13 protein-coding genes are annotated in these 13076 nt (G+C 71.1%); 4 read left to right on the top strand and 9 right to left on the bottom strand.

All coding sequences use genetic code 11. From position 1 onward, the window contains the following. The first annotated feature begins 552 nt into the window (after nt 1–552). Nucleotides 553–1347 (top strand): MBL fold metallo-hydrolase, encoded by a 795-nt coding sequence (locus ACH4XV_RS00165; RefSeq protein WP_395785590.1) that lies wholly within the window; start codon nt 553–555, stop codon nt 1345–1347. A gap of 34 nt (nt 1348–1381) precedes the next feature. On the opposite strand, the gene ACH4XV_RS00160 is transcribed toward ACH4XV_RS00165, so the two are convergent. After that, nucleotides 1382–1504, bottom strand: coding sequence for a hypothetical protein (locus ACH4XV_RS00160; protein ID WP_395785588.1), 123 nt, complete (start codon nt 1502–1504; stop codon nt 1382–1384). Nucleotides 1505–2487: 983 nt separating this feature from the next. On the opposite strand from ACH4XV_RS00160, the gene ACH4XV_RS00155 reads away from it, so the two are divergent. The 3 genes from ACH4XV_RS00155 to ACH4XV_RS00145 all read left to right on the top strand — a co-directional run bounded on the left by ACH4XV_RS00155 (nt 2488) and on the right by ACH4XV_RS00145 (nt 4516). Further along, nucleotides 2488–3369 carry a helix-turn-helix domain-containing protein gene (locus ACH4XV_RS00155; protein WP_395785586.1) on the top strand — a complete coding sequence of 294 codons (882 nt, stop codon included), beginning with the start codon at nt 2488–2490 and terminating at the stop codon, nt 3367–3369. Between the two features lie 3 nt (nt 3370–3372). After that, on the top strand, nt 3373–3567 hold the full coding sequence (locus tag ACH4XV_RS00150) for a DUF397 domain-containing protein (protein ID WP_395785584.1): 195 nt from the start codon (nt 3373–3375) through the stop codon (nt 3565–3567). Nucleotides 3568–3721: 154 nt separating this feature from the next. After that, a complete protein-coding gene (locus ACH4XV_RS00145; protein WP_380008546.1) occupies nt 3722–4516 on the top strand; it encodes a metal-dependent hydrolase in 795 nt (264 codons plus the stop codon). A gap of 13 nt (nt 4517–4529) precedes the next feature. On the opposite strand, the gene ACH4XV_RS00140 is transcribed toward ACH4XV_RS00145, so the two are convergent. The 8 genes from ACH4XV_RS00140 to ACH4XV_RS00105 all read right to left on the bottom strand — a co-directional run bounded on the left by ACH4XV_RS00140 (nt 4530) and on the right by ACH4XV_RS00105 (nt 13028). After that, nucleotides 4530–5702, bottom strand: a complete 1173-nt coding sequence (locus ACH4XV_RS00140) for an ABC transporter permease (RefSeq protein ID WP_395785582.1) — start codon at nt 5700–5702, stop codon at nt 4530–4532. Between the two features lie 86 nt (nt 5703–5788). After that, a complete protein-coding gene (locus ACH4XV_RS00135) occupies nt 5789–6511 on the bottom strand; it encodes an ABC transporter ATP-binding protein (RefSeq protein WP_395785580.1) in 723 nt (240 codons plus the stop codon). Then, nucleotides 6508–7371, bottom strand: a complete 864-nt coding sequence (locus ACH4XV_RS00130) for a peptidoglycan-binding protein (RefSeq protein ID WP_395785578.1) — start codon at nt 7369–7371, stop codon at nt 6508–6510. Before ACH4XV_RS00130 ends, ACH4XV_RS00135 begins: the two co-directional genes overlap by 4 nt. A 5-nt stretch (nt 7372–7376) precedes the next feature. Further along, nucleotides 7377–7964, bottom strand: coding sequence for a histone H1-like repetitive region-containing protein (locus tag ACH4XV_RS00125; RefSeq protein WP_395785576.1), 588 nt, complete (start codon nt 7962–7964; stop codon nt 7377–7379). Between the two features lie 192 nt (nt 7965–8156). Further along, nucleotides 8157–8765, bottom strand: a complete 609-nt coding sequence (locus tag ACH4XV_RS00120; RefSeq protein ID WP_395785574.1) for a hypothetical protein — start codon at nt 8763–8765, stop codon at nt 8157–8159. A 92-nt stretch (nt 8766–8857) separates the two neighbouring features. Then, entirely contained in the window at nt 8858–10456 is a 1599-nt protein-coding gene (locus ACH4XV_RS00115; RefSeq protein WP_395785572.1) for an ATP-binding protein, read from the bottom strand. Further along, entirely contained in the window at nt 10453–11151 is a 699-nt protein-coding gene (locus ACH4XV_RS00110; RefSeq protein WP_395785570.1) for a response regulator transcription factor, read from the bottom strand. Before ACH4XV_RS00110 ends, ACH4XV_RS00115 begins: the two co-directional genes overlap by 4 nt. Nucleotides 11152–11414: 263 nt before the next feature. Next, entirely contained in the window at nt 11415–13028 is a 1614-nt protein-coding gene (locus ACH4XV_RS00105) for an FAD-dependent oxidoreductase (protein WP_395785568.1), read from the bottom strand. Nucleotides 13029–13076: the final 48 nt, after the last annotated feature.

The raw sequence follows: 13076 nt of genomic DNA, 5'->3' as shown, positions 1-13076 counted from the left end.
CGCCGGCGGCGGCCCATCGTCGACCCTGACCGGCCCGCATCAGCCAGCCGCAACCCAAGGCGCACCGACCGCCGGAAACGCTCGGCCCACTCGGCAAGGCCACCCGGAGGACCGACGCAACCGCCCTTCCTGGCCGCCGCTGCCGGCCCGGGTTTTCGCCGAGCAACGCGCCCGTCTCGTCGGGGCTCTTCGTCTCGGAGCCCCGCACGCCGGCGGCGGCCCACCACCGACTCCGACCGCCACGCACCAGCCACCCGCAACCCGAGACGCCACGCACGCCGGCAACGCGACCACCCGGAACAGCCCTCAGCGCACTCGACCCGAGCCCTCGTCGGCCCCAGGAGCCGACAGCGAGACCGGAACCGGAACCGGAACCGGCACCGGCACCGGCACCGGAACCCGCGCCTGCCGCCTCGGAGCGCGGGCCGGGCGGCGGCCCGTCGATGCCGCGCATCTAGCGGCAACGCAGCCCGTCGGATGTTCGGCCATCGGGGGAATAACCACCTCAGCCGGTTCGTTGGGCCCCGACATGACGGCTATGTGGGGGTGCGCGTGAAGGTCGGGGACATCGAGGTGATCCCCGTGCGAGACGGGGTCGGCGTGGAGGTGGCGGCGGAGATCCTGAGTCGGCCCGGTGTCGCCGGCGCGTGGGCGTGCCACGCCGAGCACTTGGGCCCGGGCGGGACGCTGGAGCTGCCGCTCGGCGGATTCTGCGTCCGGACCGGCGATCGGATCGTGCTGGTGGACGCGGGCGTGGGGGATGTGGACGACGGCAAGTACGCGGGCGGGAACCTGCTCGGCTCCCTGGCCGCACACGGCATCACCCCCGCCGATGTGACCGATGTGGTCTTCACCCACCTGCACTTCGACCACGTCGGATGGGCGAGCCACGACGGGCGGATCGTCTTCCCGAACGCGACCTACCGGCTGCATCGCGCCGACTGGGAACACTTCGTGACGGGCCCGACCGCGAACGCCGGCGCGATCGACAAGCTGACGCCGATCGAACCCCGACTGGAGCCGTTCGACGGTGACTTCACGGTCGCGCCGGGCCTTGACGCACGGTACGTCCCCGGCCACACCCCCGGCTCGACCGTCTATGTCGTCTCCTCCGGCGGGGAACGCGCCTTGTTGCTGGGGGATGTCGTGCACTCGGTGGTGCAACTGGGCGAGCCGGACTGGCAGGTGGTCTTCGATGTCGACCCCGTGGCGGCTACGGCCGTGCGCAACCGCATCGCCGACGAGGTGGCGGACACCGAAGACCTTGTGATCGGCGCCCACTTCCCGGACCTGCGCTTCGGCCGGGTCGTACGCGCGGGCGGGCCCCGCCGATTCGTGGCCGTCTGATTCGGAAGAGTGGGCGAGGTTTCGCGCGGTCCGGTCAGAAGGGACGGGTCGGGAAGACGACCGGGTCGGGGACGAGTTCGGATGCGGGGGCGTCGTAGAGGGCGCGGTCCGACCAGCGGCGGACGGTCAGGATCGATCCCTCCTCGGTGCCTCGCACGCCGATGACCTCACCGCTGTCGCGCCGGCGGTTCTCGGCACGACGTACGCGGGAGCCAACCTCGAACGTCGGCCCGGCCGGGGCCCCTTGCGGTGGGGCCGCATGTTCGACGGGCCCGTTCGCGGGCGCGATGAAGCGAATGGTGGAGTCTCCGGTCATGGCTGGATTCCTTTCCAGGCATGGCTCAACCGACCGAGCGGCAGAGGCAATTGGGCATAGGCGCCCCGGTGTCGAGGGAACGCGTGAACGAGCGTCGACACCGGGGCAGTTCATGGAAGGGACGGACGCCGGGCCACGGGCCATGGATGCGACCCGGCGCCCCTTCCCCCACCGCAACCGACACGGAAGGCACCGGTCGCGGAGGACTCCTCGCGAGGCAGGTCCGGCGGGACCACCTGAGCGCGAGGAGGGGTCTCAGGCGCTGCGTCTCTTCAACGGACAGTCCACGAGCGGGCATCCGCAGGGCGGTTCGCGCTGCCGCCACCATGGATCCGCGCCACACAGCTTGTGGCCGGTGTGCGGCACCAGGACACGTGCTCCTCTCGGCCCCACCCGATAGACGGCCAGAGTGATGTAGCTCCCCGGAGGTTCAGGGTGCGGGTCCGGACCGAAGTCGGCCGGGCGGAGGTACCAGAGCGGGTCGTTCGAGGGCGACATATGCGGGGTTGGAGACATCGCAGGTCCTTGGCTTCGATCCCATGGAGGCGGTCGCCCGCGAACAGTGCGCACACGGGCACGCGCTCGCCAACACGGATTGCTTGGAAGCGAATGCTGTGCGTGAGCAACTGCGATTAGCATGCCGGCATGAGCCCGACAAACAGTATGGGCAGGGCAGAATTCCGCCGTTCAAATTCCGCAGGAGCTTTCGCTGGTCACGAGGTTGAACCGCGCCTGCGCGAAGCCTCCTGCTGTGGCGCAGAACGTTCCTTGCTCCGGCGGAACGTTCGCCCACACACTGGATTCGCGCATGGAGAGGACCGCAGATGATCGGCGACAGCGAGTCGGCGTCACCAGCCCTGTGCCGCCTTCAACTCGGCGGCGAACTCCGTCGCCTACGGCTCCAGGCAGGCATGAAGTCCGCCCAGGTGGTGCGGCGCTTGATCTGGAGTCCGTCCAAACTCACCCGCCTGGAGGCCGGCGAGAACTACGTCGTCGAGCCGTCCGACGTCATGGCGCTCTGCGAGATCTACGGCGCGGACGCGGACACCCGAGCGCTCCTCAACGGGTTCGCCGCAGTGACCAAAACCAAACGCGACTGGTGGCAATCACCGCAGTATCGACCGATTATCCGTCCGGGCCTCAAGGCGTTCCTCGGCTTGGAGGCGACGGCCAGTGCCCTGCACAACTACGAGTCCGAGTTCGTGCCGGGGTTGCTCCAGACCGAGGCGTACGTACGCGCGATTCATCAGATCTCACACGCGGCACTCCCCCCGGACGATGTCGACCGACTCGTCTCGATCCGAATGACTCGTCAGGAGGTTCTGCTCCGGCCCCGGACGCCGCTCAAGTTGATCGCCATCGTCAACGAAGCGGTGCTGCGTCGTCAGGTAGGCGGAGCGGCACTCACCCGTGCGCAGTTGCAGCACATCGTCGACCTGGGCGAACTCCCGAACGTGAGGGTGCAGGTGGTTCCCTACCGGCTCGGCGTACATCCCGGGATGGCAGGGCCCTTCGTCATCCTCAAGTTCCCGAAGGAAGCGGCGCTGAAGCCGATCGTCTACCTGGAAAACCTGGCGGATGCCTGGGTCACCCGTCGGGAGACCGATGTCGAACAGTACGAAGAAGCCTTCACCGATCTCCAAGCCCTCGCCCCGGGCCCCCAGGAATCGCTGAGCCTGATCCATACGGCAATCAAGGAGCTTTGATTGATGACCGCCTCCCCCGCGACCGCCTGGTTCAAGTCGAGCTACAGCAACAACTCGGGCGGGCAATGCGTCGAGGGAACCTACGTCGGGCTTCGCGCGATGGCCATACGCGACTCGAAAGACCCCTCCCGAGGCGCCTTCCTCTTCCGTGCTCATCCGTGGAAAGCATTCCTCGACTCCGTAAAGCGTCAGAACTGACCCACGCGGGGGCCACACCCACCCACCTCCAACCGTGAGGTGGGCCACAGGCGTTCGCCGGTGCGCCCATGCAACTCGCCATGATCGCCACCGATAAGCTGCCCCCACTGTGCGGGCTCGGGGTTCGCCCGGGCACCAAAGGAGCACCAACCGCATGATGGGACCGGCCCATTCGCTGTCCGGAGCCTGCGCCTGGATGGCCGTCGGAGCCGCCGCCGACGCCTACGGCCAACCGATGCCCTGGCCCGTCCTCGTGGTCGGCGGCCTGATCTGCGCCGGCGCCGCCCTCGGGCCGGACCTGGACCACAAGGCCGCCACCGTCTCCCGCTCCTTCGGGCCGATATCCATGGTTCTCTGCGGCGTGGTCGACGCCCTCGCGAGCGCCACGTACAAGGCCACCCGCATGAAGGGCGACCCCCGCCGCAACGGTGGCCACCGCACCCTCACCCATACCTGGGTCTGGGCGGGGCTCGTCGGCGTCGCCGCCTCCGCCATCTGCGCCTACGGCGGCCGGTGGGGCGTCCTGGGCGTGCTGTTCGTGCACATGGTCCTGGCCATCGAGGGGCTCCTGTGGCGCGCCGCCCGCCTGCACAGCGACATCCTGGTCTGGCTGCTCGGCGGCACCAGCACCTGGATGCTGGTCGAAATCCTCAACCGCCCCGGCAACGGCTCCGATTGGTTCTTCACCGGGCCCGGCCAGGAGTACTGGTGGGTCGGCCTCCCGATCGCCCTGGGCGCCCTCACCCACTGCATCGGCGACGCGCTCACCGTCTCCGGGTGCCCGATCCTGTGGCCGATCCCCATAGGCCGCAAACGCTGGTATCCCCTCGGCCCTCCCAAGTCCATGCGCTTCCGCGCCGGCGCCAAGGTCGAAGTCAAGGTCCTGATGCCCCTGTTCATGGGCGCCGGCGGCCTCGGCGCGGTGGCCGCCCTCGGCTACCTGGGCTGACGACGCGCCGACGTCATGCCGCCGCCAGCGCTTCGGTGGGCGCCAAGTGGGCCGCCCGCAGCGCCGGATAGAGCCCGGCACAGACGCCGACGACCAGGGTCGCGGCGAGGCCGCCGGCCATGGCCCAGGGCGGTACCACGGCGGGCCAGTGCCGATACGTGCTGTATCCGACCGTCGCCGCGGAACCCAGGAGAATGCCACCGGCGCCGCCGAGGATCGACAACAGCAGGGCCTCGGCCAGGAATTGCGTGCCGATGTGGCCGCGGGTGGCACCAAGCGCGCGGCGCAGGCCGATCTCGGCGCGGCGTTCGAGGACGGAGATCACCATCGTGTTGGCCACACCGACGCCGCCGACGAGCAGCGCGACCGAACCCAGCCCGACCAGAAGGCCGTTGAGTGCGTCGTCGGCCGCCTCGCGGGCGGCCAGGGCGTCGGAGGGGCGGGACACCTCCACCTCGTTCGGGTTGGCCGGATTGGCGGTGGCGCCCAGGACTGCGGCCACATCGGCGATCGACGCGTTGTCGGCGCGGGTGTACACGGTGGTCGGATTGCCATCGAAGCCGAGGTCGCGCCGGGCCTCGGGCCAACCGACGAGCGCGGCCGTGTCGAGTTCGCCGGCCAGCGGTGTCGGGGCCAGGATGCCGATCACGGTGAACCACCGTCGGCCGAGCCACACTTGCACGTCGGGCCCGGGGGCCCGGACGCCGAGTCGCGCGGCGGCGACCGGCCCCAGCACGACCGCGGGGTAGCCCTCGTTCGCCGGGTTGAGCCATATCCCATGGGCGAGGGATGTGCCGACGGTCGCGGGCAGGTCGAGGCGGGCGGCGTATACGCCGATGCCGCCGGATTCCTGCGACGGGATGCGGTCATTGCGGTAGACCTTGGCATCAGTCTTGCCGATGGCGGAGACCGCCTCCACCGGGCCGATGCGCGCGACCATGGCGACGGCGTCGGGGGGCAGGCCGGCGGCGGCGCCGGTGGCGGTTTTGCCGGGCGCGGCGGTGAGCAGGTTGGTGCCGAGGGCGTCGAGGCGGCGGTCGAGGTTCTCGCGCCCCGACGCCGACACACCGACCACGGCGATCAGCGCCGCGACGCCGAGCGCGATGCCGAGCGCCGACAGCAGGACTCGGGTCGGACGGTTGCGCAGTCCGGCGCCCCCGACGCGCAGGACGTCGGCGGCTTTCATGCGAGTCGGCCGAGGCTGCGACTGCGGTTGCGGCTGCGACCGCACTGCCGGTTGGGGACCGGCAACGCGAGCAAGGCGTGTTCGGCTCATCGCAGGCTCTCCGCATCCACCGCATCCACAATGTCCACCGCATCCGCCACCCCGTCGTGCACGATCCTGCCGTCCTGGAGCGCGATCCGGCGGGGCACTGCGGCGGCGATGTCCTGGTTGTGGGTGATGATCACCACGGCCGTCCCGTCGCGGTGGAGTTCGCGGAGCAGTTCCATGACGACCCGGCCGGAATGGGAGTCCAGGGCGCCGGTCGGTTCGTCCGCGAGCAGCAGAGGAGGATCGCCGAGCACGGCGCGGGCGATGGCCACCCGCTGCTTCTGTCCTCCGGACAGCTGGTGGGTGTGGTGCCCGACCCGGTCGGCCAATCCGACCCGGTTCAGCGCCTTTTCGGCGAGTTCGCGGCGGCGTCGGCGGGCCACGCCCCGATACAGGAGGCCGTCGGCGACGGCATCCAGAACCGGACCCGGAGGCAGGTGGAACTGCTGGAAGACGAAGCCGATGGTGGTGGCGCGAAGGGCCGACAGTCGGCGATCGGTGAGGCTGTCCAGGTCGTGTCCGGCGATGCGCACCCGGCCGCGACTCGGCCGGCTCAGCGTGCCCATGATGGTCAGGAGCGTGGACTTGCCGGACCCCGAAGGGCCGACCACCGCCACCAGTTCCCCGGGCACGACGGTGAGGTGCGTGGCGTCCAGGGCGATGACAGAACCGTAGTCCTTACGGGCGGCGACGAGTTCGACCAGCGGAACGGGCGCGGTCATCGCGGCACCACCACGGCCAAGCCCTGGGCGATGTCGGGACCGGACACTTCGACCCGACCGTTGACGAACATGCCCAGCGTCACCGGGCGATAGTCGCCGGGGCTTCCGGGGGGTCCGGTGCCGACGACCTCGATCGCGTAGCCACCCTCACGCAGGGCCACCAGCGCATTGATGGGAACGGCGAGCACGTCGGACCGGGTTTCGGCAACGAGGGTGACCTCCACCGGCGCGGCCTGGAAACGACCCAGCCTGTCCTGCTCCGGGACGGCGAGGGCAACGGCGAGGGTGGCGTCCTGGGTCCGGGCCGAAGTCCCCTCGGCGGGGCGGCCATTGCCCGAACCGCCGGCTCCGGGCGGGGCCGAGGCCGCGGTGCCGATGTCGGTGACCCGGGCCTCCGCGGTGGTGCCGTCGGGCAGTTTGACGGTGGCCTTGGTACCGGTTTGCACGAGGTCCTCGTACTGGACGTTCAGGTCCACGGCGACGGTGCGCTCGGTGCCGGTCCAGGTCAATACGGGACCGGCCGCGGCGCGGCCGGGAGTTGCGGCGACCGTGGCGACGCGACGGGCGCCGGGGGCGACGACCGCCCGGCCGGGTCCGAGGATGCCGGTGTCGGGGATACCGAGATCCCGCTGCCACTTGCGCACGGCGTCCGCCGTCCCCGAGGTGTAGTGGTCGTCGACGGTGAAGCCGGTGTAGCCGAGGGCGGCGAGGTTGTCCTCGACGACTCGAACGTCCTGACCATCCATGCCCGCAGACAAATCCCGATACAACGGCGTCGAGCCGTACAGCAGCGGCACGGGCTGTTCGTCGACCGCGTACACGGGCTTGCCGCGCTCCACAACGGCCCCGGGGGCGGGCAACCAGGTCAGCCGTCCACCGCCTGTCTGCCCATCGACGATCTGCCGATCAACCCTCCGCCCACCGGCGGCCTGCCCACCACTCGCCTGTCCGCCGCCGGTCGACCCACCGACCGTATGCTCGTCACCGGCCGGGCCGCCCGCCGTCTGCCCACCACCTGTCGCCCCGCCGCCCGTCGCGGCACCGAGCGTCTGCCCGCCGCCGGTCGACCCACCGACCGTCGACCCACCGCCTGTCGACCCACCGACCGTCTGACCACCGACCGTCTGACCACCCGCCGTCGACCCACCACCAGTCGACCCGCCAACCGTCTGACCACCCGCCGTCGACCCACCACCAGTCGACCCGCCAACCGTCTGACCACCCGCCGTCGACCCACCACCAGTCGACCCACCAACCGTCTGACCACCCGCCGTCGACCCACCACCGGTCGACCCACCCACCGTCTGACCACCCGCCGCTTGTTTGCCGCCCGTCTGCCCCCCGACTGTTTGTCCGCCGGCCGTCGACCCGCCACCCGTCGAGCCGCCGCCCGTCTGACCACCCCCCGACTGGCCGCCCACCGAGGGGTGTTCGACCGACGTGGCAGCCCCATAGCCCAGCGTGCCCGGCACCGTCTGGGACCGGACGAGGGTCACCCGTTCGACGGTCGCCGTCGCGGGCCGCTCGGCGGCGGAAGGGTGGCGATCCGCCGGCGCCGCGCCGATGACGCCGGTCGCCACCGCACCCGCCGCGCCGACCCCGGCCACGATCGCCGCCGCCACCATGCCTCCCCGGAGCCGGCGGTTCACTTCGCACCGCCGGCAGGTGCGCCGGCCTGGCACTTCTGCATCGCGGCGGTGAACCCGGGCGCACCGGTCGGGAACGAGCTCTTGTCGAACCCGTCCGGCCCCGGGTCGTTGAACGCGATCCCGGCATCACGCATGCACCGGGCCAGTTGCCGCATCGCCTCCAACTGCTTCTCGGTCGGCTTCGAGCCGTTGGTGACGGACTGCGGGGCCCGGTCCCGGCACGCCTGCATGGCCTTGCGTACGGTCGGCGCGTCCGCGCCGCCGCGCAGGGGGCCGAGGTCGAGCTTGCCGGTGTTCGGATCAGGGTCCTGGACCGGGACGCCGTTGTCGCGCATGCACTTGGCGAAGTCCCGGGCGCGGGCCGTGTCGTCCCGCCCGTTCCCGGCCCCGGGCACATCGGCGGTGCGCTTCGTTCCGCCGTCGGCACTGGCGACCTTCCGGCCCTCCGAGCCCCCTCCGCACGCCGCCGTGGCCGGCAGGAGCACCACGACCACCGCAGCCGCCGCGACGGCCCGAAAGCGCCGAGCGCGCGGTGGGCGCCGCCCCGCCGGCGGTGTCGGGTCCGATACCGGGCGGGCGGGCTGTGCAGGCGTCAGGGATCGCATCGTCGGTGCTCCTCGTTCGGTGCCGCCGGCGGCTGTCGCCGGGCACGCAGGAGATCCTGGACGTCGCGCCTCGGGAGGACCTCGGCCCCGACTCAAAGCAAGCCGGCAGTCGAGGCAGGCTCGGCCGGCCGCTCCGCGAGGGGGAGCAGAAGACGGAACACCGCACCCGCCGCCGGCCCCGGGGCAGCCAGTTCGACCCGCCCACCGTGGGCGGCGGCCACGGCGGCGACGATGGCCAGGCCAAGGCCGGCGCCACTGCCACCACCAGGCCCGGACCGGCCGCGATACAGCCGATCGAAGACGTGGGGGGCGTGCTCGGCCGGAACTCCCGGCCCCGTATCGGCGACTTCGACGACCGCGACGGCCTCGTCCGGGGCGAGTTCGCACCCCGCGCCGGACACCGCCGCCTCCTGCGCGGCGGGAGTCGCGACGCCCACCCGGATCCGGATGTGCGTGCCGTCCGGGGTGTGCCGCACCGCGTTGGCCAGCAGGTTTCCGATCGCCCGACGCAGCCGCGACTCGTCGCCGGCGACGACGGCCGGCACCAGGATCCGGCTGTCCTCGTCCAACGCGGCGAGCGTGAGCGGACGGTCGGGAGCGCTCACCCGCACCTCCGGCAACAACTGCGCGGCCAGATCGAGCAGATCGACGGGACCGAGATCCATCCTCGGGTGTTCGTCGAGCCGGGCGAGGTTCAGCAGATCGTCGACAAACCTCCCCAGGCGGGCCGCCTCCGCCTCGATCCGGGCGAGGCCGTCGCCGGGATGTCCGGTATCCCCTCGCTGCCGCCGTTCCAACTCGGCGAACCCGCGAATGCTGGTCAGCGGAGTCCGCAACTCGTGCGAGACGTCGGAGAGAAACCGGCGCAGGCGCTGTTCGGATTCACGACGGGCGGCGATCTCGCTGTCCACACGATCCAGCATGGTGTTCATGGCCAGCCCGAGCCGCCCCGGCTCGGTACGCGCGTCCGCGTCGGGCACCCGTCGGGCGAAGTCGCCCCCGGCGATCTGCCCGGCGACCACCTCCATCCGGGTCAGCGGGCGTAGCCCGGCGCGTACCGTCGCCCACGCGGCGACGCCGAGCAGCGCAAGGGCTCCGAGCGTGACGACCAGGTCGATCCGCAACATGCGCCGATAGGTCGCCTCGACCGAATCCATCGACGTGGCCGCGACGATGAGCCGGGTACCGTCCCGGTCGGCCCGTACCCGGACACGCCACGAGTCGCCGCCGTCGCGGTCCGGCACGGTGAACGCGCCCTGGCCGGCGCGCCGTTCGAGTTGCGTCCGGCTCGGCAGACGGGGTGCGCCGACCGCCCCGTACGGGAGGTTTTGCCGGGTGTCGTCCGGTCCGATCAGGTAGATCCGCGTCTGGCTGCCGGACCAACCGCCGATGAACCCCTGAAAGCCGTTGTCGGCACGCCCGGCGCTCTCTTTCAACGCCTCGCCCAGGAGTTCGTCCTTGCCGGGCTTGTCGACGAACAACCCGCCGCCCACCGCCGACAACTGCCGGTCCACCCGTTCCACCAGGTATGCCCTGAGCAGCATCAATCCGGCGGTGTTCGCGGCCAGTAGGGCCACCGTGGTCAGCGCGCACGCGATCACCGCAAGGCGCACCCGCAGACTCCACCCGTGTACGGCGGTCGGCCGGGGCACGGCGCGGCGGATCGCTTCGCCGCGGCCCGCGCTCGTCATACGTCCTCCGGCGGGAGGCGCAACGAGTAGCCGACCCCGCGCAGCGTATGCAGCAGCGGCGGCCCGTCCCGATCGATCTTTCGGCGCAGGTAGTAGATGTAGCTTTCGACGATCCGCCCGTCACCGCCGAAGTCGTAGCGCCACACCCGGTCGAGGATCTGCGCCTTGGTGAGCACGCGGCCCGCGTTCTCCATGAGGTAGCGCAACAGCCGGAACTCGGTCGGCGACAGGTCGACCACCCGACCGGCGCGCCGCACGATGTGGGTGGCGTCGCTCAGTTCGAGGTCGGCGAAGCGCACCACCTCGTCCGCCGGCGCCTCGGAGCCGGCGCGGGTCCGCCGCAGGATGGCGCGGATCCGCAGCACCACCTCCTCCAGGCTGAAGGGTTTGGTGACGTAGTCGTCGCCCCCTGCGGCCAGACCGGCGATCCGATCCTCGACGGCATCGCGCGCCGTCAGGAACAGCACCGGGACGTCGTGCCCATCGGCGCGAAGCCGGCGCGCCACCGCCACACCGTCGAGATCACCGAGCGCGATGTCGAGCACCACCAGGTCCGGCGCGGCGGCGGACACGGCGGCCAGCGCCGCCCGCCCGTCACCGGCCACCCGGACGTCGAACCCGATCAGCCGCAGGGTTTGGGCCAGCAGGTCCCGAATATTCGGCTCGTCATCGACAACCAGAACAGACGCAGTCACGGCTCATGTGTAACGCGACAACCTCAAAGAAGCCTCAAAGCCCCCGCCCACTCCACCATCCACCGCGCCATCCCCGCCGACGCGTCGCTCGGGTATCGACCACCGGACCCAACCTCCCCCGCCGGCCCGTGCAATGCTGAACGCTGCCGGCAACTTTCGAGGGAGCCCCGATGATCGACCGACTTCACCGATGGACCTGCTACTGGATCGAACTCCTCCAGCGCCACGACACGGCTCCGGAGAACGTCGGATCCTGAAGCGACTCAATACCCCGCCGGCGCCGGCCACCGCCGCTCCACCCCGGCGGCGTCCAACTCGGCGGCGAACTCGCTGAACAGCGCGGGGTCTTCGCGGACCGCCCGCGGCTCGACGCCCCGCCGCAGGCAGTATGCGGCCAGGTGCCCGGCCACCTCGCCGACGTTCCACTCCACCGGGTGCAGCCGGTAGCACCCGTTCGAGATGTGCGTCGTGCCGATGTTCTTGCCCGCCGGCAGCAGATTCCGCATCCGGATCGGCAGCAGCGCGCCCAAAGGGATCTCGAACGGCACGCTGGCCACGTCGATGTAGTTGTCGCCGCCGGTCGACGGATGCAGGTCGATCCGGTACGCGCCCACCCCCACCGAGTCCGGGAAGTGGTGGATGGTGTCCCCGCCCAGGATGTCCCGGGACACGTGATGCTCCGTCACCGTGGTCACCGCGCGGATCCGGCGCGACTCGCGCACGTACGCCGACTTCGCCAACCCGTCGGCGGTGCCGACCACATCGTGCCGCAGCCGCAGTCCGGGATACCCCCGGCCGCCGTCCGGGCGCGGGGCCTCGGTCTGGAGCCAGTACAGCACCGACAACGACAACTGCTTCGCCTCGCGGTGCGCGGCGGCGGCCTCGTCGGCGCCGACCTCGATGATCGGCCGCAACCAGTAGTCGTTCAGCGGCCAGTTCACGAGCGTGATGTCCGAGTCGATCGCGCCCGGCTCGAACAGCCCCTTGGCCAGGATGCGTCGGAACAACCACAGGTCGTCGCCGCCCGCGTTGGCACTCTGGTCGGCGGTGATCGCCAGCGGATCGCCGGCCGGGTTGGGGTCGAACGTCCGGGCCTCGGGCTTCAACGTGCGCGGATCCGGCGCGAGGAAGCCCAGCAGCGGCCCCGGCCAGAAGTCCGGTCGGTACGAGCGCCAGAAGTCGTAGTCGGCGGGCCGGTCGATCACGTGGTTCTCGCCCTCGTGGTGCGAGATCGCGAAGCAGTAGGTGATGCCCTGCATGTTCAGCGGCCGGCACTCGGCGGGCGCGCTCGGTTCGCCGTACTCCTCCCGGGACTCGGCGCCGGTCACGTACTCCGCCTTCGCCAGCGGCAACAACTCGCCGGTCTCGGTGGCGTCCAGGACGTAGTCCGCCGTGACGGTGTGCGACTCCTCGGTCGGCAGACCCCACAGGGTCACCCCGGACACCCGGTCGCCCTCGGTGAACACCTCGGCCGGTACGTGCTCCAGGAGAACGCGCAACCGCCCGGACGCCAGATGCGGGGCCACCATCGCCTGCAACACGGCCAGCGCGACGCGCGGTTCGTGGCAGAGCTTGCTCACGTAGCCGGCCCCCGGGTTGAGGTCGCGCCGCCGCGCCGCCGCGCCGGTCAGCGGATACCAGATCCGGTAGTGGTCGCGGATCGCGGTGCGCAGTTCGCGATAGGTCGCGGTGGCGCCGTAGCTCTCGATCCAGGGATGCTCGTCCGGCGGCACGGCCTGCGCGGTGAGTTGGCCGCCGATCCAGTCGGTCTCCTCGGTGAGCACGACCCTGCGACCCGCACGGCACGCGGCCAACGCGGCGGCGACTCCCCCGAGTCCACCGCCGACGACGAGTATCTCGGTATTGATTTCGGACATGGTGCAGCCCTCCGTGAACGGAATCGAATAAGCACGTGCAACGCCGAA

It is taken from the genome of Embleya sp. NPDC020630 (assembly GCF_044334985.1).
Lineage (GTDB): Bacteria > Actinomycetota > Actinomycetes > Streptomycetales > Streptomycetaceae > Embleya.
This window is presented reverse-complemented; position numbering and strand designations above follow the sequence as displayed.